Here is a 22,863-nt window from a genome sequence, read left to right on the forward strand (position 1 = left end):
CCATGCAGATTGGCGAAGCACGCGAGGTGAGGACCACTTGCCCCTATTGCGGGGTAGGCTGCGGCGTGCTGGCGAAGGTCGCCGCGGACGGACAGGTGTCGGTCCGCGGCGACCCCGACCATCCCGCGAATCTCGGCCGGCTCTGCTCCAAGGGCTCTGCTCTTGCCGAGACCATCGGCCTCGACGGCAGGCTGCTCAACCCCGAGATCCACGGCCGCCGCGCCTCCTGGAATGAGGCACTCGATCTTGTCGCGTCGACCTTCTCGCAAACCATTGCCGAACATGGGCCGGATGCGGTCGCCTTATATGTCTCCGGCCAGTTGCTGACCGAGGACTATTATCTCGCCAACAAATTGATGAAGGGGTTCATCGGCTCGGCCAATATCGAAACCAATTCGCGCCTCTGCATGGCCTCCTCGGTCGCCGGCCATCGCCGCGCCTTCGGCTCCGACACGGTGCCCGGAACCTACGAGGATCTGGAGCTTGCCGATCTCATCGTGCTGGTCGGCTCGAATCTCGCCTGGTGCCATCCCGTGCTCTACCAGCGCATAGCTGCCGCGCGTGAGAAGCGCTCGGAGATGAAAATCGTGCTGGTGGACCCGCGCCGCACCATGACATCCGATATCGCCGACATGCACCTGGCGATCGCGCCCGATGGCGACGTCGCCCTGTTCACCGGCCTGCTCGCCTGGCTCGGCCAGCACAATGCGCTCGACCGCGCCTACATCACGGCGCACACGACCGGCTTCGGACAAGCCCTTTTCGCCGCCTCGGCACTCGACCTTGCCGGCATCGCTGCCGCCACGGGCCTGAGCGAGGACGAGCTCGCCCGCTTCTACGGCCTGTTCGCCGCGACCGCCAAGACCGTCACGGTCTATAGCCAAGGCGTCAACCAGTCGTCGTCCGGCACCGACAAGGTCAACGCCATCATCAACTGCCACCTCGCCACCGGTCGCATCGGCAGGCCCGGCGCCGGGCCGTTCTCGGTCACCGGCCAGCCCAACGCCATGGGCGGACGCGAGGTCGGCGGCATGGCCAACATGCTGGCCGCGCATATGGAGATTGAAAATTCGGGGCATCGCGAACGCGTGAAGCGCTTCTGGAATGCACCTGACATCGCGCAAAAGCCCGGCCTGAAAGCGGTCGACATGTTCCGGGCGGTCGCCGACGGGCGGATCAAGGCGCTGTGGATCCTCGCCACCAATCCTGTCGATTCGATGCCCGATGCCGACGCCGTCGAAGCAGCGATCAAGGCCTGCCCGTTTGTGGTGGTGTCGGACGTGCAGGCCGACACAGACACGGTGCGCCATGCCCATGTCCGGCTGCCGGCCACCGCCTGGGGCGAGAAGGACGGCACCGTTACCAATTCCGAGCGCCGCATCTCGCGCCAGCGCCCGTTCCTGGCCGCGCCCGGCGAGGCGCGGCCAGATTGGTGGATCATTGCGGAAGTGGCGCGGCGGATGGGGTTTGGCGAGGCGTTTTCCTATGACGCGCCGGCCGGGATATTCGCCGAGCACGCGGCGCTGTCGGGCTTCGAGAATGATGGCGCGCGCGATTTCGATATTGGTTGGTATGCCGGTGTCGATGAGAAAGCTTACGAAGCGCTTGCGCCATTCCAATGGCCGGCGCCGAGCCCAGGCGCCCCCCTCTGGCCTGCCGGCCATCTCCCCCTCAAGGGGGGAGATTGGATGCCACGACGGCCTTCGCCAATCGCCGATACCGCAGGACGAGCGCCGTCGACAAAACTGCCGATCTCCCCCCTAGAGGGGGAGATGTCCGGCAGGACAGAGGGGGGCGCCTGGGCTCGACATCTCTCGGAGGGGAACGTTCAAGCTGAGCCCCAACCGGAGAACGATAAAGCAGGGCCACCGAACACCCGCTTCTTCGCCGACGGCAATTTCTACACGCCCGACCGCAAGGCGCGCTTCATCGCCGTCCGCCCTGTCACGGAAACCCGCACGGACGAGAAATTCCCCCTCATCCTCAACACCGGCCGTGTCCGCGACCATTGGCACACCATGACACGCACCGGCAAAAGCCCGCGTCTGTCGCAGCACATCGCCGAACCCTTCGTCGAGATTCATCCCGACGACGCCGCGCGATACGGCATCGGCGACGCCGACATCGCGCGCGTTTCCAGCCCGCGCGGCGCCGTGCTCGTGCGCGCGCTGATCACGTCCCGCCAGCGCCGGGGCAGCATCTTCGCGCCGATGCACTGGACGGACCAGTTCACCGCCAAGGGCCGGCTCGACACGCTCACCGCGCCACTCACCGACCCAGTTTCCGGCCAGCCGGCACTGAAGCACGTCGCGGTGCACATCGAGAAATTCGCCGCGATGGCGTTCGGCTTCGCCGTGACCCGACAAAGGCCCGAAGCGATCGCCGGCGACTATTGGGCCGTGGCCCGCTGCAGGGATGGCTGGCGGGTCGAGCTCGCCTTTGCAGACGACAAAATCGACTGGACGACTTTTGCCCAATCCCTGTTCGGCGCCTCGACCGATGCCGAAATACTCGCCTATCACGACCGCGATGCCGGCCAGCATCGCATCGCCGCCTTCGATGGCGTACAGCTCGCGGGCGCCCTGTTCGTCGCTCCCGGCCCGGTCGCCGTGTCGCGCGGATGGGCAACGCAGCAGCTCGAAGAGGCCCATGCCAGCCAACGCGAGCGCTTCCGCATCGTCGCCGGCCGCGCCGGTGCCGAACGGCCCGATGCCGGCGCGACCGTCTGCTCCTGTTTCAACGTCGGGATCAACCAGATCACGGCGGCGGTGGCTTCCGGCTGCACGAACGTGGAAGCCATCTGCGCCGCGCTGAAGGCAGGCACCAATTGCGGCTCCTGCCGCTCTGAGATCCGCGCCATCATCCAGGCACATCGCGTTCAGGCGGCCGAGTAGGCGGCAGAACCCGCCATCGGCGGCCTCCCGATGCGTATGCGCCGGCGGACCCCGCGTCAGCCCATCATAGCCGGGCGGCAGGACGACAACCGCGGCTAGCTGCGGTTGTCCAAGATCGCTGAACGCGCCGTGCTTGCCCGTGTGGGGTTGCCGCCGACGTCTCGCCGCCATCATTGGCTACAGAACTGGACTTTAGTCCGAGCCGTCTCATCTGGACACAAATGCGCAAGGCTGAAAATGTCTAAATGCGTGTCGCCCAAGAGTGACCTCGGTTTTGGGAGAACGACATGCACTAAAGAAGCCAAAAGCGCGTCGCATGAATCCGCTTCGACGCGACCCGCTCTTGGAGCGCAGTAAGCTTGGCCAACCAGAAGGAGGCGGATGCTGGACATCGAGGACATAGCCGCTCATCCGGATCTGCACCGCCACGTCCAGGAGCAGTCGCTGGCGCTGATCCACATCTACGAAGCCAGCCCGCGGCTTGCTTCCATATTCGCCACGCAGCAGCGCTGGCTGATGGGCCATGTCGGCCTTGCCATGCATTTCAGGCGCGACCCGGGCGACCGTCGCACCGCGTTGACGGTGTCGCGCTTCATCGAGTTCGTGCATCAGCACAAGATCGCCAGCCGCAACACCGCCGACGCTTTCATCAAGGAGATGCTGAATTACCGCATCGCCGAATACGTCGCGGGCGGAGACGGGCGCACCCACCCGTTGCAGCCGACAGCGGACACGGTGCGGACATTCACCGGATGGGTGCACGCACATCTACGGACCCTTGACCGACTCGACGGCGCGGACCGGCTGGCGAAATACCTGGAGCGGCCCGATATGCTCGCCGCCCTGCAGCCCCTCGTGGCCGACGGCCTGCTTTCGTCCAAACCGGTGCGCGAACCCAACCAGACCTTTTCCCTGTTCATCTGGCTCAACAATGGCGGCATCGTCATGGATCGGCTCATGTCCGGCATCGACCCCGACCATGCCGGCCTAGATCGGATTCCGACCAGCGTGGTCTCGGTGGCGGAATTCGCCAGTTGGCTCAAACTGTCGCGCACCCACCTCGCCCGAAAACTACGCGATGCCGAGGCGCTCGGCAGCATCGGCTGGCTGGGCCAGCGCGGCAATTCCGTGATGTGGGTCTCGCACCGCTTCTTTCAGGAATACATGACCGTCCAGGCCGCCAAGCTGGCCATCGTGGATGCCGCCTTCGCAGCATGCTTTTCCACCGACCACTGAGAGACTCGCCGCTGCCCAGGCTATGAAGGGGGTCCGTGCCGCTGCGTATCCTTCGAAACAAAAAACCGCCTCGGCGGCGGGACGTCAGCACCATACGAAGAATGACAGCATAACTGCCCTCAGCAGTGAACCTCAGGCCGCAGAACGGCCCGGGTGCGCAAGGTCACCCGAGCCGGAACCCGCAATGTCACTCGATGTCGAAGGAGACACCCTGGGCGAGCGGCAGCGCCTTGGAATAGTTCACCGTGTTGGTGGCGCGGCGCATATAGGCTTTCCACGCATCGGAGCCGCTCTCGCGGCCGCCGCCGGTTTCCTTTTCACCACCGAAGGCTCCGCCGATCTCGGCGCCCGACGTGCCGATATTGACATTGGCGATGCCGCAGTCCGAGCCGTCGACGCCGAGAAAGCGCTCGGACTCCTGCAGGTCGCGGGTGAAGATCGACGACGACAGCCCCGCTCCCACCGCATTGTGCTCGTCAAGCACGGCGTCGAAATCGGAATACTTCATCACATAGAGGATCGGCGCGAACGTCTCTTCGGTCACCGGCGACACTTGGCTGGGCATTTCGACTAGCGCCGGATGCACGTAGTAGGCGTCCGGATGGCCATTCTCGACCCGCGTGCCGCCGGTCACCTTGCCGCCGTGGGCGGACGCTTCCTGCAGCGCCTTCCGCATGGCTTCGTAGGCTGCCTTGTCGATCAGCGGCCCAACGAGCGCCGACGTCTCCAGCGGATTGCCGACAGAGACGCTCTGATAGGCCTTCTTCAGCCGCGGTACCAAGGCGTCGTAGACGCTGTCATGCACGAACAGGCGCCTCAGCGTCGTGCAGCGCTGGCCCGCCGTGCCCATCGCGCCAAAGGCAATCGCGCGCAACGCCATGTCGAGATCGGCGGTCGGGCAGACGATGCCGGCATTGTTGCCGCCGAGCTCCAGCACCGCGCGTGCAAAACGCTTGGCCAGGCGCGGGCCGACGTCGCGGCCCATGCGGGTCGAGCCGGTGGCGGAGACCAGCGGCACCTTGGGATGATCCACCAGAATCTCGCCGACGGCGCGGTCGCCGATCAGCACCGACGCGAGCCCTTCCGGCGCATCAGTGCCGAAGCGCTTGACGGCGCGCTTGAAGATCGCCTCGCAGGCAAGCGCCGTCAGCGGCGTTTTTTCGGAAGGCTTCCATACCACCGCGTCGCCGCAGACCAGCGCGAGCGCCGCATTCCACGACCACACCGCGACTGGGAAGTTGAAGGCGGAGATGACGCCGACCACGCCGAGCGGATGCCAGGTTTCCATCATGCGGTGTCCTGGGCGCTCGGTGGCGATGGTCAGTCCGTACAATTGCCTGGAAAGACCGACGGCGAAGTCGCAGATGTCGATCATCTCCTGCACTTCGCCGAGCCCTTCCGAGGGGATCTTGCCGACCTCGATCGACACCAGCCGGCCAAGTTCGGCCTTGTGCGCGCGCAATTCCTCGCCGAGCAGCCGCACCAGCTCGCCGCGCTTCGGGCCCGGTACCAGCCGCCAGGCCTGGAACGCCTTGTGCGCGGCATCGATGGTCCTGGCCGCATCGGCCTGTGAGATCGTGCTCAATGCCGCGATCTGCTCGCCCGTGACCGGGCTGCGCACGATCAGGTCGCCGCCGACAAGCGCCTCCTTGGCAACACCCAGTTTCGCCAGCAGCTCGGCGGTTTCCTTCGCTATCGTCATGTCTGTCCCTTTCAGATCCCGCCATTCATGTGGCGTGGTCAAGCATTGCGCCGTGCATTCCCTGTGCGGTCAGGCGCAGGGTGGCGCTGTCTTGGCGTGCCAATAGCGGTTTCAGGAAAAAATCGCCACCCCGGCATGGTCCAAGCTCGGGCCAGACCATTGAACCAGGGTCAGCTTGCGGTGCGCGCTGCGCTGTCCTTCATCAGCCGGTCGATGTGCATGCGTATATGGGCCGCTTCCGCCGCGGTGTTGGCAAGCGCGATGGCGCGATCGAAGGCGACTCGCGCCTCCTCGCCCCGGTCGAGTTGCATCAAAAGCCCGCCCTTGAGGCCGAAGAAGTGGAAATAGCCGGAAAGCCTCTGCTCCAGCGGCTCGATCATGGCGAGCGCGGCCTCCGGGCCACGCACCTTGGAGACCGCAACCGCACGGTTGAGGGTGACGACAGGCGACGGCTGCATTTGTTCGAGCAGGCCGTAGAGCAGGTCGATCTCCACCCAGTCCGTGTCCTCGGCCTTTTCAGCCCGCGCATGCAGCGCGGCAATCGCCGCCTGCACCTGGTAAGGGCCGGGCTTTCGGTGGCGCAGCGCCTTGTCGACCAGCGCCAGCCCCTCGTCGATCATCTTGCGGCTCCACAGGCTGCGGTCCTGATCCTCGAGCAGAACGATCTCTCCGTCCGCATCGAAGCGGGCCGGTGCGCGCGCATGCTGGAGAAGCAGCAGCGCCGTCAGCCCCATGATCTCCGGCTCGGTCTGGAACAGCCTGAGCAGCAGCCGGGCCAGCCGGATCGCCTCCTCGCACAGCGGCGCGCGGGCTGGCGCCTCGCCGCTGTTGATCGAATAGCCCTCGTTGAAGATCAGGTAGACCATGGCTGCGACTGCGGCGAGCCGCTCCGAGCGCTCCACCGCGCCCGGCGTCTCGAACGGCACGCCGGCGTCGGCGATACGTGCCTTGGCGCGGGTGATGCGCTGCTCCATGGCGCTTTCGCCGACCAGGAAGGCGCGCGCGATCTGCTTGACCGTAAGGCCGGAGACAATGCGCAGCGCCACCGCGATCTGCTGCGTTGCCGGCAGGTCGGGATGGCAGCAGATGAACAGCAGTCGCAATATGTCGTCGCGGTAGTGCGCGCCATCGAGCCGCTCGGCGATGTCGCTCTCTGCGTCCTCGAGATCAGATATCTGGTCCTCTTCCGGCATCGGCGCCTGCTTGGCGCGCTTGCGCACCGCGTCGATGCCGCTGTTGCGTCCGACGAAGATCAGCCAGGCCGCCGGATCGCGCGGCGGACCGTTCTGCGGCCAGTTCTTCAGCGCCCTGAGGCAAGCGTCCTGGAAAGCTTCCTCCGCCGTATCGAGGTCGCGGAAATAGCGCAGCAGCGCACCCATCGCCTGCGGGCGGGCGGCGCTGATCGCTGAGCTGATCCAGGCAAGTTCGGTCATACGGCGACCCTAGTGGGATTGAAGATGGATACCGGCCGGATTTCGTAGGAGCCGCCGCTCGGATTGACCTCGGAAAGTTCGCGCGCGAACTCCACCGCCTCGTCGAGATCGGCGCATTCGAGCGTGTAGAAGCCGAGGAACTGTTCCTTGGTCTCGGCGAACGGCCCGTCGATGACGATCGATTCGCCCTTGACCTTCCTCAGCGTCGTCGCCGCCGTCGTCGGCAAAAGCCGCGCCACCGGGCCAAGCCGGCCGGCGTCCGCGTATTTCTGCTGGACATCGAGAATGTTGGCCATGACCTTGTCGTCCTGTTCCTTGCTCCAGGAGCAGACGACGTCTTCGGAAGCATAGCACAAGATCGCGTAGAGCATGGTTTGTCCTCTTCTGTGTCAAAGGACGAAACACTAGGACCGATCCCGACACGGCGTCGATAAAAAAATCGAGGCGCCGTGGATTCAGCGGCCGGTGGTTGCCGCGGGTCCGCTTTCGTGCGTCTTCAGCCATCGCAGCACGAGCGCTTCCTCGTCATCGAGACCGTCTATCGACCGTTTGCGCTTGTTGGCTTCCGCCATTTCGGCAAGCAGCCGTCCCTGCAGCCATGCTTCGAAGACTTGCGGATGGATATAGCATTGGCGGCAGACGGCGCGCGTGTTGCCCAGCCGCTCGGCGACCCTGTCGATGACGCTGTTCATCGCCCGTTTCTGCTGTGCCTGGCTGTCGGGCAGCACCGTTTGCGCGAACAGCGACGCGGCGTGAATGGTGCCGCCCCATGTACGGAAATGTTTCGAGCTGAATGCATCGCCGATGGCCTCGCGGATGTAGCGGTTGACGTCCTCGGAGCGCACCGGGTGTCTGTTGCCGTCCTCATCGAGATACTGGAACAGCTTTTGGCCCGGCAGGTCCTGCGCGCCCCGCACGATTCGCGCGATGCGGCGATCGACCAGCTTCAATTTCCATTCCTTGCCCGATTTGCCCTTGAAGGCGAACCGCAGGCTCGATCCCTTGATGTCGACATGGCGGTCCCGCAGCGTCGTCAGGCCGAAGCTCTTGTTGTCGCGGGCGTAAGCGGCGTTGCCGACTCGGATCATGGTGTTGTCGAGCAGCCAGACGATCGCGGCGACGACGCGTTCGAGCGGCAGGCCATGGCGGCGCAGGTCGCTGTCGATCCTGCGCCGAAGCTCCGGCAGGCTTTCGGCGAAAGCGACAAGGCTCGAATATTTGGCGCTGTCGCGTTCCTCGGCCCAACGCGGATGGTAGCGATATTGCTTGCGCCCGCGCTGATCCCTGCCGGTTGCCTGGATATGGCCGTCCGCCTCGGGCGAGATCCACACATCCGTCCAGGCCGGCGGGATAACGATCGCCTCGATGCGCGCTCGGGTGGCATCCGAGACCGGCCTTCCGTCAGCTCCCCTGTAGGAAAATCCCTTGCCCGCTTTCAGTCGGCGGATACCGGGCTCGGTATCGCTGACATAGATCAGTGCGGCATCCTCGGCAGAGATCTGAGCGCCGTTCTTTGGTGCGGCCTCGCCGTCGATAGTCAATCCGGATTTCTGCAGCATGCTGGCCCCACGGAAACACCCGTAGATAAGCCTCTGGGCCGAGCGCTGGTTCCATTCCTGTCCGAAAAGTCGGCGGCCACCCACGTCGGGCGGAACCCTGCAAGGCGCTTTGCGCAAGCAGGCCTGACGTCAGGTCTTCTCCAGCACCACCGGAATAACGTCGACGGCTTGCTCTCCGACCTGTCCGCCGGTGGTCTTGAGAACGCCGACGATCGGCGCGACATCCGAATAGTCACGGCCATAGCCGACGGTGATGTGATCGTTGGAGGCCCGCATGCCGTTGGTCGGGTCGAACTCCTGCCAGCCGGCATCGCGCCCGCACCACACCTTGACCCATGCATGCATGGCGTCGGCGCCCTCCAGCCTGGCCTTGCCCTTGGGCGGAATGGTGCGCAGGAAGCCGCTGACATAGCCGGCCGGTATGCCAAGCCCGCGCAGGCCGGCGATCATGATATGCGAGAAATCCTGGCACACCCCGCGCTTCAGCCGGAATGCGTCGCCAGCCAGGGTCCGCACGGTTGTCGCCTCGCCATCATAGGTGAAATCGCGGTGGATGCGATTGCAGAGGTTCATCGCCGTACCGGCGGCCGAGCCGCCGACGCTATCGCGCGCATAGGCGGTGATCGCCGCATCGATGCCGGCGTGACCGCTGGCGGCCAGGAAATGGTGCGGTGTATCCGGCGCCAGGGAGCGCATGGCGGCGAGCTCCTGACGCAGCCGGCTAAGATCGGGCGACACGTCGAGCCCGAGTTCCGGTCGCGACACCGCCACGCGCGCGCTCATCCTGATGTCGAGCGCGTCATGCGCGTCGCGGAAGGCGATCGAGGTGACGTTGTTGCCGAAGAAATCGGAAAAATCCGAGCGTTCGTTTGGCGCCGGCGCGAAGGATAGCGACGCTGCGACGACGCGCTGCACGCCGTCGATGGTCGGCGGCAACACGCGGACCTGGTGACGGCCGCCGCCGGCGACGGCGGCGTAGTCGTAGTGAAGGTGAAGCCTGATGTCGTAGAGCATGCCGGAGCGCCGCCTTAACCGAAATAGGCCTTGGCGAGGCTGCTGTAGAGCCCGCCTATCTCGCCGGCGAGATCGTTCAGCGCCTTCACAGTCATGTCCGCTGGCTCCTTGATGGCGATGGCTGTGTTGAGCTGCAGGATTTCCTTGGCCGCAGGCGACATGTGCCCCTCGCCGCCGATCGCCGGCAGCAGCCCGATCTCGGCCTTCAGCCGTTCGAGCTGGAACAGGATGGAACGCGGATTGAGCGGATCGAGCGCCAGAAGGTCGATCACCGTGCGGCGGCCGGCTTGCACAGGGTACTGCCGCCGGTGCGTCATGACGCTGTCGCCGATCTCCAGCATCATGTCGAGCGCGCCGTCCGGCGCCTTGTCGCTGGTCAGCCGGGCGAGCGTGCTGGCGATCTGTATGCCGCGTTCCAGCCGCCGGCCGATCTCCAGGAACCGCCAGCCCGCGAAGCGGTACATGTTCTCGTGCAGCAGGCCGGAAAAACCGGCGAGCTTGCGCAGGATGACGGTCATCGCCCGCGTCGCGTCATCCCCCGGCGCCACCGTCGTCGCGAACTGATGGATGGTCTTCGACAAGTCCTTGAGCGCCAGCCAGCCGTCCGGCGAGAAACGGTCGCGGATCTGGCCGGCGCTGTAGACCGCGCTGTCCAGCGTACCGATCAGCCCCGATGGGATCGCTGTTTCGACATCGATGCCGAACGGTTCGAGATGATCCCTGATGTCGGCCAGCAGCGGCATATCCGGATCGGAAGTTTCGGCGAGCCGCACATGATAGGCGCGCAGGATGCGCACCGTGTCTTCCGAGCGTTCGATGTAGCGGCCGAGCCAGGTCAGGTTTTCCGCTGCGCGGCTGGGCAGGCTGCCCGGCCTGGTGCGGCTGAAGCTGTCGCCCTCTTGTGGCAGCAGCGTCTCGCGCTCCACCGGCCGGTCGCTGACCACCCAGACATCGGCCGCCTGGCCGCCGCGCTGCATGGCGATCGCGGTCGGATCGAGCGACAGGCCGACGCGGGCGAACCCGCCCGGCATCACCGTCCAGCCCTCGGGCGTGCGCGCCAGGTAGACACGCAGGCTTGCCGGCCGCGGCTCCAGCCAGCCGCCGACATAGACGGGCGTCGTCGAAAGCGTCACCGCTTCCTGGCCGAAGAAAGCGTCGCCGTCGCGTTCGATGCGCGCCACCAGGTCCGCCCGCTCCCCGGCCGACAGCGCGGAGCCAAGCCTAGTCTGGTCGTCGTCCTCGAAGGCCAGCCTCGTCGACAGCGCCGGCCCGATCACCATGCGGTCGATATTGGCGAGCACATGCGCTCGGTCGGATGCCTGACCGCACCACCATGTCGCGACGGTGGGCAGCTCGAGTTCCTCGCCCCGCAATTCGCGCGCGATCTTGGGCAGGAAGGCAAGCAGCGCGCGCGTTTCCATCAGGCCCGAGCCGAGCGCATTGACGGTGGAGACGCTGCCTTGCCGGATCGCCTCGACCAGGCCCGGCGTACCGATTTGCGACTCCGAGCGCAGTTCCAACGGATCGGCGAACGCCGCGTCCAGCCGTCGCCACAGCACGCTGATCGGCATCAGCCCGGAAACGGTGCGCACCATCAGCCTGCCCCCGGAAACGGTCAGGTCCTCGCCTTCGAGCAGCATGATGCCGAGATAGCGGGCGATATAGGCGTGTTCGTAATAGGTTTCGTTGAGCGGTCCAGGCGTCAGAATGGCGACGCGGCCGTCGGCTTCCCTGGCCATGCCGATCAGCGCATCGCGAAAGCGCCGGAAGAAGCCGGCGAGGCGATGCACATGCATCTCGCCATAGATGTCCGACAGCGCGCGGGTCGTGGCGACGCGGTTCTCCAGAGCGAAACCGGCGCCGGATGGTGCCTGAGTACGGTCGCCCAACACCCACCAGCGGCCGTCCGGCCCGCGGCCGAGTTCGAAGGCGCAGAAATGCAGGAAATGGCCGTCGGCCGGCCTGGTGCCGACCACCGGCCGCAAATATTCGGGGCTTGCCGCGATCAGACCGGCCGGCAGGATGCCCTTTTCGACCAGCCGGTTCGGCCCGTATATATCGGCGATGATCTCCTCGAACAGCTCGGCGCGCTGCACCAGGCCGGCGCTGATCGCTGCCCACTCGGCGTCCTCGATGAGCACCGGGACATGCGCCAGCGGCCATTCGCGCTCGTTGGCGCCGGCCTTGTCGTAGACGCGATAATAGACGCCGGCGTCGCGCAGATACTGGTCGGCACGGGCAAAACGCTGGGCGAGTTCTTCGGCGCCGAGATCGTCGAGCGCCTCGATGAAATGCTTCCAGGCCGGACGGGGATTGCCCGAAGCGTCGACCATCTCGTCGACGACGCCGTCGATCGGCTGGTAGTGCTCCAGCAGGCAATGGATCTGCGCCTTGCCGCGTACCCGCTTGTGATTCCCCTTTGCCATGTCAGATCAGAATCTTGGTGGACGCCGAAGGTCAAGCGTCATGGGGAAATCTTCCGTGGGTTGTTCCTCGCGCAACACATAGGCCGACGGCGTGTGGCCGCGCGCTTCGAAGCGGGCGAGCCGGCGCGCTTCCGCCTCGTTGCCGTTGACCGGAAAAGTGTCGTAGCTGCGCCCGCCCGGATGCGCGACATGATAGACGCAGCCGCCAACCGCCCGACCCGACCAACGGTCGTAGATATCGAACACCAGCGGCGTATTGACCGGCAGTGCCGGATGCAGGCCCGAAGCGGGCTGCCACGCCTTGAAGCGCACGCCCGCCACCGCGACTTCCCTGTTGTCGGTAACCTTCATCGGCACGATGCGGCCGTTGCAGACGACGGCATGGCGCTCCGGATTGAGACCTTCGGTCTTGACCTGCAACCTTTCGACCGAGGAATCGACGAAGCGCACGGTGCCGCCGATGGCCCCCTGCTCGCCCATAACATGCCACGGCTCCAGGGCCTGCCGCAGTTCCAGCTTGACGCCCGCATATTGGACCTCGCCGCAGAAGGGAAAGCGGAACTCGAGCTGCGCGTCGAACCATTCGGGGCGGAACGTGAAACCGTTGAGCTTGAGGTCGTCGAGAACGTCGAGAAAATCTGCCCAGACATGATGCGGCAGCATGAAGCGGTCGTGCAGCGACGTGCCCCAGCGCACGAAACGGCCGTAGAGCGGGTTCTTCCAGGCGCGAGCGATGATCGCCCTGACCAGCAGTTGCTGCGCCAAGCTCATGCGCGCATTGGGCGGCATCTCGAAGCCGCGGAATTCCACCAGCCCCAGCCGTCCCGTCGGTCCGTCAGGCGAAAACAGCTTGTCGATGCAGATTTCCGAGCGGTGCGTATTCCCGGTGACGTCGGTCAAAAGGTTGCGGAACAGCCGGTCGACCAGCCATGGCAAAGGCGCGTTGCCGTGGTGCGGATGCGGCATCTGCGCCATGGCGATTTCCAGCTCGTAGAGCGAATCGTGGCGCGCCTCGTCGAAGCGCGGCGCCTGGCTGGTCGGGCCGATGAACAGGCCGGAGAAGAGATAAGACAGCGAGGGATGCCGCTGCCATTTCAGCACCAGGCTCTTCAAAAGATCGGGGCGGCGCAGAAACGGGCTGTCATTGGGCGTCGCGCCGCCGACCACAACATGGTTGCCGCCGCCGGTGCCGGTGTGGCGGCCGTCGATCATGAATTTATCCGCGCCAAGCCGCGTTTGCCGCGCCTCCTCGTAGATCGCCGTGGTCGTCGCCACGCAGTCCTGCCAGTTGGCAGCCGGGTGGATGTTGACCTCGATGACGCCAGGGTCCGGCGCGACGCGGATGACGTTGAGGCGCGGATCATGCGGCGGGCCGTAGCCCTCGATATGCACTGGCAACCTGATCGCCTTGGCCGCGTTCTCGGCTGCCGCCACCAACTCAAGATAATCCTCCAGCGCCTCGACCGGCGGCATGAACACGCAGAGCCGTCCCTCGCGCGGCTCGACCGAAAGCGCGGTACGCACCGCGCCGCCGATCTCGGTGATCTCCTGCTCGACCCGGTCCTGCTGGGCGGTCGCGGCCGTGAACGATGCCGCCTGCTGGCGGCGTGCCATTTCATCGGCGCCCTGAGGTTCGGCCGGAGCCGCCATGGGCAAGATCGCCTCCCGCACGGGCAGCGCACCGCGCGGCTGCGAAGGATCGACCGGAACGATATAGGGAAACTGCTCCGGCGGCACGTGAGGCAGCGTGCCGAGCGGCAGGCGGTAGCCGACCGGTGAATCGCCCGGCACCAGGAACAGCCGCCCGCGCCGCGTCGTCCATTTTTCCGAGCGCCAGCGCTGGCCCGACGCCTGGCTGTTCCAGCGCTGCACCGGCAGCACATAGCCCGACGGCTTGGTCAGCCCGCGTTCGAACACCGTCGCCATGCGGCTGCGCTCTTCGGGATCCTCCAGCTTCGAATTGGACGGATCGACATTCTCCGGCAGCTTGCCTTCCTTGAGCAGCCACTCGGCCGGATCCTCATAGGCTTCGCTGACCATGGACGTTTCGATGCCGAGCTCGCCGGCGATCGCGGTCAGCAGGCTCTCGGCCTGCTTCGGACCGATATCGGCTTCGCTTTTCTCCCGCGCGATCAGCGACGGGTCGCTCCACACCGGCTGGCCGTCGGTGCGCCAGTAGAGCGAAAAGGTCCAGCGCGGTAAGCTTTCGCCGGGGTACCATTTGCCTTGGCCATAATGGAGGAAGCCGCCAGGCGCGAAGCGCTCGCGCAGCCTCCGGATCAGCGCATCGGCCTTTTCGCGTTTTGTCGGGCCGACGGCGGCGGTGTTCCACTCGGCGGACTCGAAATCGTCGATCGACACGAAGGTCGGCTCGCCGCCCATGGTCAGCCGTACATCCCCGTCCGCCAGCGCCGCATCGACCTTGTTGCCGAGCGCATCAAGCGCATGCCAGCTTTCATCCGAGAACGGCTTGGTGATGCGCGGATGCTCCGCGATGCGGTCGACCCGCATGTCGAAGCCGAACTCGACATTGGCAAAGCTCGCCATGCCGGAAATGGGCGCTGCATTGCGAAAATGCGGGGTGGCGGCAAGCGGTACATGGCTCTCGCCGGTAAGCAGGCCCGAAGTCGGGTCGAAACCGATCCAGCCAGCGCCGGGAAGATAGACCTCGCACCAGGCGTGCAGGTCAGTGAAATCCACTGATGTACCGGCCGGCCCATCGAGCGCGACGAGGTCGGGCTTGAGCTGGATCAGATAGCCCGAGACAAAGCGCGCGGCGATGCCTAGATTGCGCAGGATCTGCACCAGCAGCCAGCTTGAATCGCGGCACGACCCTTTGGCGGCCGCCAGCGTTTCCTCCGGCGAGAACACGCCGGTCTCCATGCGCACGATATAGGCGATTTCGCGCTGCAGCCGGGCATTGAGGTCGACGAGAAAATTGACCGTGTTTTTCGGGCTGGTATCGATGGTTTTCAGGAACGCCGACAGCAGCGGGCCTGCCGGTTCCGGTGTGCGATAGATGGCGAGGTCGTTGCGTGTCTCTTCCGGATACTCGAACGGGAAATTTTCCGCCGTCTCCTCCACGAAGAAATCGAACGGGTTGTAGACCGTCATGTCGGCGACGAGGTCGACCTCGATCTTGAGTTCGCTCACCGGGTCGGGAAAGACGAAACGGGCGAGGAAATTGCCGTAGGGGTCCTGCTGGAGATTGACGAAGTGGTTCGCCGGCTCGACCTTCAACGAATGGCTGAGCACTTTGGTGCGCGAATGTGGCGCCGGCTGGAGCCTGATCACCTGGGGACCAAGAACCACCGGCCGGTCGTATTTGTAATGGGTCAGGTGATAGACGGCGGCCAGAATTGCCATGGAGCCCCGGAAGATCGGCGTTTAGCTGGCCGAACCCTGACACATCTGGCCGTCATTCTCCAAGCGGATGTTGCGCTGCACCTAACTTAAACGGCTACCGAACCTCAGAAAAACGCTTGGATCCCCGTCTGCGCCCGTCCCAGGATCAGCGCGTGCACGTCATGCGTGCCCTCATAGGTGTTGACCGTCTCCAGATTCTGCGCATGGCGCATCACGTGATAGCCGATCTGGATGCCGTTGCCGCCATGCATGTCGCGCGCCTGGCGGGCGATGTCGAGCGCCTTGCCGCAATTGTTGCGCTTGACGATCGAGATCATCTCCGGCGCCATCTTGCCTTCGTCGAGCAGCCGCCCGACGCGCAACGAGGCCTGCAGCCCGAGCGCGATCTCGGTCTGCATGTCGGCGAGCTTCTTCTGATAGAGCTGCGTGCTGGCCAGCGGCTTGCCGAACTGCTTGCGGTCGAGGCCATACTGGCGCGCGCGATGCCAACAATCTTCGGCCGCGCCCATCGAGCCCCAGGAAATGCCGTAGCGAGCCCGGTTGAGGCAGCCGAACGGCCCCTTCAGCCCCGACACGTTGGGCAGCAGAGCATCCTCGCCGACCTCGACGCCTTCCATAACCACCTCGCCGGTGATCGACGCCCGCAGCGACAGCTTGCCGCCGATCTTCGGCGCCGAAAGCCCCTTCATGCCCTTTTCCAGGACGAAGCCACGGATCTCATCCTTGCCGTTCTCGCCCTTCAGCTTCGCCCAGACGACGAACACGTCGGCGACGGGCGCATTGGAGATCCACATCTTGGAGCCGGTAAGCTTGTAACCATTGGCGGTCTTCTCGGCGCGCGTCTTCATGCCGCCGGGGTCGGAGCCGGCATCCGGTTCGGTCAGGCCGAAACAGCCTATCCACTCGCCGCTGGCGAGCTTGGGTAGATACTTCCTGCGCTGTTCGTCCGAGCCATAGGCATAAATGGGATACATCACCAGCGACGACTGCACCGACATCATCGAACGATAGCCGGAATCGACGCGCTCCACTTCGCGGGCGACCAGGCCGTAGGTGACATAGTTGGCGCCGAGGCCGCCGAATTCTTCCGGAATGTTGATGCCGAGCAGGCCGGCCTCGCCCATCTCGCGAAAAATCGCCGTGTCGAAGGTTTCGTTGAGATAGGCCTCCTCGATGCGCGGCGCGAGCTTGTCGGCGGCGAAGGCCGCCGCCCCATCCCGCACCATGCGCTCGTCTTCCGAAAGCTGGTCCTCGATCAGGAACGGGTCTTCCCAGACGAATGCATTCTTGTCGGCAGCCATGGCGTCTCGATCCTTAAAAACGGGTGAAGTCCGGCTTATCGGCCCACGGCCTGAAAAAATCAAACGAAATTGCTTCACCGATCAATGAGCGTTAGGAATAGATCATGAGCGTCCAACGTCGTCTTTTGCCTAACATCAACGCGCTTGCCGCCTTCGAAGCGGTGGCCCGGCTTGGCAGTTTCACCGCTGCAGCCCAGGAGCTGGATTTAACCCAGGGCGCCGTCAGTCGGCAGATCAGGCTGATCGAGGACCAGTTTGGCCGCCGGCTGTTCGAGCGCGACAGCCGCAATGTCCGGCTGTCGGCGGCGGGCGAAACCTACGCCGAAGTGGTCCGTTCGGCACTTGGCCAATTGCGCGACGCAGCGCTTGGATTGATGAGTAATCGGCATAGCGGCATCCTGAACCTCGCAATCCTGCCGACCTTCGGCACGCGCTGGCTGATGCCGATGATCCCAGACTTCGTCGACAACAATCCCGACATCACCATCAACTTCGTCACCCGCGTCGGCCGCTTCGACTTCGCCAGAGAGCGGCTGGACGCCGCCATCCATTATGGCCTGCCGGACTGGCCCGAGGCAGACTCGACGCTGCTGGTGCGGGAGGTGGTGGCCCCGGTGGTGTCGCCCGAATTTCTCGCCGAGCGCTCCATCGCCACGCCGGCCGACATCGGCCGTCTGCCGCTGCTGCACATGGCGACGCGGTCTGGCGCCTGGACAGAATGGTTTGAGCATCAGGGCCTGAGCGCGCCGACCGGACCGGGTATGCAGTTCGAACAGTTCGGCACCGCCGCCCAGGCCTGCATGGCGGGTCTGGGCGTGGCTCTGCTGCCGCAAATCCTCATCTCAGGCGAGTTGCAGCGCGGCCAGCTGGTGCCCGCGCCCGGCCAGCCTATGCACAGCCGCAGCGCCTATTATCTAGTCGTCCCGCACGACAAGCGCGGCCATCCGCCGGTCGCGAGTTTTCGAGATTGGCTGACGAGCCAGGTTGAAAAGGACCCGGCTGTTCTGGCGTGGTAGCTACTTCCGCTTCAACGCATCCGCCAACGCCGCGCCGAACGCACCTTGCTGTGGCGGCCGCTCCGGCTGGCGCTGCGGCGCGGGCGAGCGTGGCGCCGGCCTGCCGCCGCCATTGTCTCGCGGGCCGCGCGATGCGCTGCCCTCGCCACCATCCCTGCGCATGGAAAGCGCGATTCGCTTGCGCTTGATGTCGACGTCGACGACCCGCACCTTGACCACGTCGCCGGCCTTGACCACCTCATGCGCGTCCTTGATGAAACGGTCGGCCAGTTGCGAAACGTGCACCAGCCCGTCCTGGTGGACGCCGATGTCGACGAAGGCGCCGAAGGCGGCGACATTGGTGACGGTGCCTTCCAGCAGCATGCCGGGCTTCAGATCCTTGATGTCGTCGATGCCATCGGCGAAGGTTGCCGTCTTGAAGCCGGGGCGCGGATCGCGGCCGGGCTTTTCCAGCTCAGCCAAAATGTCGCGCACCGTCGGCAGGCCGAACCGCTCGTCCACGAAAACGCGCGGATCGAGCGCCTTCAGCGCCGCACTGTCGCCCATCAGCGAACGCACATCGCGCCCGCAGGCGGCGACGATCTTTTTGGCCACGCCGTAGGCTTCCGGATGCACGGCCGAGGCGTCGAGCGGCTCGGAGCCGTTCGGGATGCGCAGGAAGCCGGCGCATTGCTCGAACGCACGCGGCCCGAGGCGGGAGACCTTGAGCAAATCCTTGCGGCTGGCGAACGGGCCGGTGGCATCGCGATGCGCGACGATGGCGTCTGCGAGCGACGCCCCGAGCCCTGAAACCCGCGCCAGAAGCGGCGCCGAAGCCGTGTTGAGATCGACGCCAACCGCGTTGACGGCGTCCTCGACCACCGCCTCCAGCGAGCGGCCAAGCCGGTACTGGTCGACATCGTGCTGATACTGGCCGACGCCGATCGATTTCGGCTCGATCTTGACCAGTTCGGCCAGCGGATCCTGCAAGCGGCGCGCGATCGACACCGCACCGCGCAATGATACGTCGAGACCGGGGAATTCCGCCGCCGCCGTCGCCGAAGCCGAATAGACCGAAGCGCCGGCCTCGCTGACGATCACCTTGAGCGGCTTCGGCCCGCCGTCGGAAGGCATGTCGGACAGCATGTCGGCCACCAGCTTCTCGGTTTCGCGGCTGCCGGTGCCATTGCCGATCGAGATCAGCTCGACCTTGTGCAGGCGAACGAGCTTGGCGAGCTCCGCCTGCGTGCCACGCACATCGTTCCTGGGCGGGAACGGATAGACCGTTGTCGTCGCCACCAGCTTGCCGGTGCCGTCGACCACCGCGACCTTGACGCCGGTGCGGATGCCAGGGTCGAGCCCCATCGTCGGCCGCGATCCGGCGGGGGCGGCGAGCAGCAGATCCTTCAAATTGCGGGCGAAGACGTGGATCGCCTCTTCCTCGGCCCGTTCGCGCAGGTCGCGCATCAGATCGAGCGTCAGGTGCAGGGATAGTTTTATGCGCCAGGTCCAGCCTGCGACCTCCATCAGCCAGCGATCGCCCGGCAGGCTGCCGCCGATGGCGTAGGCATTGGCGATCATCCGCTCTACCGGCTTCACCGGCGAAGAGTCGTCGGCATCGACCTCGATGTCGAGCGACAGCACCTCCTCGTTGCGGCCGCGCAGCATCGCCAGCGCGCGGTGGCTCGGCACGGTGGCCCAGCGCTCGACATGGTCGAAATAATCGGAGAATTTCGCACCCGCCTCCTGCTTGCCGTCGACCACCCTGGCGCGCATGAAGGCGCGTTCCTTCATGTAGCTTCGCAGCTTGCCGACCAGGTCGGCATTCTCGGCGAACTGCTCCGACACTATGTCGCGCGCACCCTCAAGTGCCGCCTTGGCGTCGGCCACGTCCTCGGTCAGATAGGCCAGTGCGAGTTCCGCCGGCACCAGCGAGCGGTCGGCCAGGATGGCTTCCGCCAGCGGCCCCAGCCCACGCTCCCGGGCGATCTCCGCCCTGGTGCGGCGCTTGGGCTTGTAGGGCAGGTAGATGTCTTCGAGCTCGGCCTTGGTGACGGCGGAGGCGAGCTTGGATTCAAGCTCGTCGGTCAGCTTGCCTTGCTCCCGGATCGAGCCAAGGATGGTGTCACGCCGCGCGTCGAGCTCACGCAGATAGGCAAGACGCTCCGACAGCAGGCGCAATTGCGTGTCGTCGAGCCCGCCCGTCACCTCCTTGCGGTAGCGCGCCACGAACGGCACGGTCGCGCCTTCGTCGAGCAGCCCGATGGCAGCGGCGGCCTGTTCGGGCCGCGCTGTGATCTCGGTCGCGATAATGGCTGCGATGCGCTTGATGTCGGATGCCATGCCGTTCCTGCTCTTCTCGAAAAGAGCGGCGACCATAGGCGCAGTTATCCTGCCCGCCAACCTTCGCGGTTTCACCGGCGACAGAGGTCCACAGGAAAGCGCGCCCTAATGTTGCGGCCGCTCAGACCATCCGGCTCAGCGCTTCGAAGAATACGACGATCTCGAGATCGAGCGGATCGTCGACCGGCTCGGGCTGCGACGACATCTTGGCGATCACCACTTCCGTCCGGGGGTCGACATAGAGCCACTGGCCATGGATCCCGATGCCGCAATAGGCCCCGTTCTCATGTCCTGTCTGGTACCATTTGTTGCGGTAGCGGCCCTTGGGAAACAGCGGCAGCATGGCGCCACGCTGCCAGGCTTCAGAACTGCCGCCGGTTACCGTGGTGTCTCGCACCCAGGCCTCGGGCACGATGCGGCGGCCATTCGCAGTGCCCCCTTGCCGCATCATCTCGCCGACGCGCGCCAGATCGCGCGGCGTCACCGAGATGCCGCCGGCAGTGCGCGCCGTGCCCTCCATGTCGACCGCCACCGAAGCTTCGCCGGCAGCACCCAGCGGCAGCCACAGTTTCTCGCGCATCAGGTCGGCGAAGCGCTGGCCGGACGCCCGTTCGAGCAGCAGGCCAAGCAGGTCGGAATTGGGGGACCGGTAGCGGAAGGTCTGGCCATGCGGCTCGGCGAGCCGCTGCAGTGTCAGGAGGAATTCACGCAGGCTTTCCGTGCCGCCGCCCGGGTTCCACAAGGTGGCGCGACGGTAACGAGCAAAGGCGCTTTCGGGATCGAGGTAGGCCTCCTCGAAATCGAGGCTGACACTCATATCGAGCACATGCCGCACGGTAGCCTCGCCATAGGCCGAATCGCCGGCTTCCGGTATGTAGGCCGTCACCGGGGCTTCCGGATCGAACACGCCCTCGCCTTCCAATATGCCGGCCATGATCGCGGTCACCGACTTGCTGATCGAAAAGATGATGTGGCGGGCGCCGAAATCCATATGCGGCGCAAACCAGTCGCCGACGATCCTGCCGCCTCTCATGACGGTCAGCGCATCCGTGTGCGAGCGGCTGAGAAAAGCCGCGACGGTTTCCGGCGTGCTCGCCACCGCGATCTTTTCGTCGAGCAATCCGCCGAAATCCTCGGCCGGCGCCTCGTTGACCGGCAGGGCGGCGACACGCGCGCTCGGCACCAGTTCGCCGACGTTCTGGAATGACCATCGGTTGAACGGATTTTCCCGCCAGTTGGCGAGCAGCACCTGGTTGCGGCGGAAGCCGTAACGGGTCTCGAACGCGGTCTTGCCGGTCATGGCATTTCCTTCCAGGTCGTGTCTTGTGGGGGTTCAGCTCAGCGCGGCGGCGATGGCATGCACGGCCTTCAGCGTCGCCATGGAATAGGCGACGTTGCTGAAATCCGGCCAGCTCGAAAGCTTGACCACGACCATCCGCGTATTCCAGTCGATGTGGATCATCTGCCCGAACACGCCCCGGCACATCAGCGCCCGCGAATGGGGATTCTCGATCCAGAACTGGTTGCGATAGCTGCCCTCTGGCAGGCTCGGACTGAAGCCCGGCCCGTGGCTGCCGCTGCGCGTCGCCTCGATCCAATCGGCCGGCACGATGCCGCCGCCATTATCGAGGATCAGCTGGCCGAAGCGGGCATAATCGCGCAGCGTCGCGTTGAAGCCGCCATCGGCCAGCGCGTAGCCGGCGCTGTCGACGGTGAAGCAGGCGCTTTCATCGGCGCCGAGCTTTTGCCAGAGTTCTTCCGAGACCAGTTGCGCCAGCCGCTTGCCGGTCACCCGCTCCAGGATGAACGCGAGCACATCGGTTTCGACCGAGCGGTACTCGAATGCCGCCCCATGTGGCCGGACCGTCTCCGTCAAGCCCAGGATCAGCTCGAACATGTGCGCGGGCCAGCGAAAGTCCGGGTCGCTGCCCGGCGGCACCGGCTTCCAGCCGGTGGCGACATCGACCTGGCCTATGTCGGAATAACGGTCGTTATATTCCTCCGAGAAACACACGCCCGTCGTCATGTCGAGCACGTGCTGGACTCTGGCGCCGGCCCACCCGGTTGCCTTCAATTCCGGCAGGTAGTCCGTCACCGGCCTCGCCGGATCGACCAGCCCGCGCCCGGCCAGTATGCCGAACACCGAGCCGGTGACCGACTTGGCCATCGACTGCGACAGATGCAGCGTGCGCTCGTCCATGCCGTTGAAGTAGCGCTCAAAGGCTATCTTGCCGTCCTTGAGCACCAGGAAGCCATCCGTATAGGTCTCGTCCAGCAGGCCCGCGAGCGTCGTCTTCCGTCCCGTGCTGTCCTCGACCGGCAGCCCGTCGAGATCGACCTCGGCGCGTTCGAGGCGGTGACGGTGGCCGTTGCCGCGCCAGACTTCGACGGTCGGCAGAATTTCCCTGATGTGCTGGAAAGCCCAGCGGTTCCAGGGCGGCCTGTCCCAGTCGAGCCTTGGTGGCACCATGGCGGGCGGCGAGCCCTGCATGATCGGCGGCCGCGGATCGCTGTTGCGATAGGAGTCCATGAAAGCCATTCCCGGAAACGGAAAAGACCCGGCGGCATGTGCCGCCGGGTCCGTCATGCGGCGA

General features: G+C 65.3%; 14 protein-coding genes. 3 read left to right on the plus strand and 11 right to left on the minus strand.

What is annotated here, in order from left to right; translation table 11 throughout:
• The first annotated feature begins 2 nt into the window (after nt 1-2).
• Both FJ986_RS24095 and FJ986_RS24100 read left to right on the plus strand, forming a co-directional pair.
• A complete protein-coding gene (locus FJ986_RS24095) occupies nt 3-2,894 on the plus strand; it encodes a nitrate reductase (protein ID WP_140676031.1) in 2,892 nt (963 codons plus the stop codon).
• 381 nt (nt 2,895-3,275) lie between these two features.
• Nucleotides 3,276-4,130 carry a hypothetical protein gene (locus tag FJ986_RS24100; protein WP_140676034.1) on the plus strand — a complete coding sequence of 285 codons (855 nt, stop codon included), beginning with the start codon at nt 3,276-3,278 and terminating at the stop codon, nt 4,128-4,130.
• 187 nt (nt 4,131-4,317) lie between these two features.
• On the opposite strand, the gene FJ986_RS24105 is transcribed toward FJ986_RS24100, so the two are convergent.
• From FJ986_RS24105 to FJ986_RS24140, 8 genes are all read right to left on the minus strand, one after another.
• Complete coding sequence (locus FJ986_RS24105; RefSeq protein WP_140676037.1) at nt 4,318-5,832, minus strand: aldehyde dehydrogenase family protein; 1,515 nt, start codon at nt 5,830-5,832, stop codon at nt 4,318-4,320.
• A gap of 170 nt (nt 5,833-6,002) precedes the next feature.
• Nucleotides 6,003-7,265 carry an RNA polymerase sigma factor gene (locus FJ986_RS24110; protein ID WP_140522297.1) on the minus strand — a complete coding sequence of 421 codons (1,263 nt, stop codon included), beginning with the start codon at nt 7,263-7,265 and terminating at the stop codon, nt 6,003-6,005.
• Nucleotides 7,262-7,636, minus strand: coding sequence for a YciI family protein (locus FJ986_RS24115; RefSeq protein ID WP_140496184.1), 375 nt, complete (start codon nt 7,634-7,636; stop codon nt 7,262-7,264). Before FJ986_RS24115 ends, FJ986_RS24110 begins: the two co-directional genes overlap by 4 nt.
• A gap of 84 nt (nt 7,637-7,720) precedes the next feature.
• Nucleotides 7,721-8,824 carry a DNA topoisomerase IB gene (locus FJ986_RS24120; RefSeq protein ID WP_140658524.1) on the minus strand — a complete coding sequence of 368 codons (1,104 nt, stop codon included), beginning with the start codon at nt 8,822-8,824 and terminating at the stop codon, nt 7,721-7,723.
• Nucleotides 8,825-8,953: 129 nt separating this feature from the next.
• Nucleotides 8,954-9,838 (minus strand): transglutaminase family protein, encoded by an 885-nt coding sequence (locus FJ986_RS24125; protein WP_140522300.1) that lies wholly within the window; start codon nt 9,836-9,838, stop codon nt 8,954-8,956.
• Between the two features lie 14 nt (nt 9,839-9,852).
• Complete coding sequence (locus FJ986_RS24130) at nt 9,853-12,264, minus strand: circularly permuted type 2 ATP-grasp protein (RefSeq protein WP_140676040.1); 2,412 nt, start codon at nt 12,262-12,264, stop codon at nt 9,853-9,855.
• A 6-nt stretch (nt 12,265-12,270) separates the two neighbouring features.
• Nucleotides 12,271-15,630 carry a transglutaminase family protein gene (locus FJ986_RS24135; protein ID WP_140624266.1) on the minus strand — a complete coding sequence of 1,120 codons (3,360 nt, stop codon included), beginning with the start codon at nt 15,628-15,630 and terminating at the stop codon, nt 12,271-12,273.
• A gap of 104 nt (nt 15,631-15,734) precedes the next feature.
• Nucleotides 15,735-16,931 (minus strand): acyl-CoA dehydrogenase, encoded by a 1,197-nt coding sequence (locus FJ986_RS24140; protein WP_140496189.1) that lies wholly within the window; start codon nt 16,929-16,931, stop codon nt 15,735-15,737.
• Nucleotides 16,932-17,035: 104 nt separating this feature from the next.
• On the opposite strand from FJ986_RS24140, the gene FJ986_RS24145 reads away from it, so the two are divergent.
• Nucleotides 17,036-17,947 carry a LysR family transcriptional regulator gene (locus tag FJ986_RS24145; RefSeq protein ID WP_140624268.1) on the plus strand — a complete coding sequence of 304 codons (912 nt, stop codon included), beginning with the start codon at nt 17,036-17,038 and terminating at the stop codon, nt 17,945-17,947.
• Here FJ986_RS24145 and FJ986_RS24150 read toward each other — a convergent pair whose 3' ends face one another.
• The 3 genes from FJ986_RS24150 to FJ986_RS24160 form a co-directional block, all read right to left on the minus strand.
• Entirely contained in the window at nt 17,948-20,269 is a 2,322-nt protein-coding gene (locus tag FJ986_RS24150; protein ID WP_140496456.1) for a Tex family protein, read from the minus strand.
• Nucleotides 20,270-20,390: 121 nt separating this feature from the next.
• Complete coding sequence (locus FJ986_RS24155) at nt 20,391-21,569, minus strand: serine hydrolase (RefSeq protein WP_140676043.1); 1,179 nt, start codon at nt 21,567-21,569, stop codon at nt 20,391-20,393.
• Nucleotides 21,570-21,602: 33 nt separating this feature from the next.
• Entirely contained in the window at nt 21,603-22,799 is a 1,197-nt protein-coding gene (locus FJ986_RS24160; RefSeq protein WP_140496192.1) for a serine hydrolase, read from the minus strand.
• Nucleotides 22,800-22,863 lie beyond the last annotated feature (64 nt).

It is taken from the genome of Mesorhizobium sp. B1-1-1 (assembly GCF_006442955.1).
Classification (GTDB): Bacteria; Pseudomonadota; Alphaproteobacteria; order Rhizobiales; family Rhizobiaceae; genus Mesorhizobium.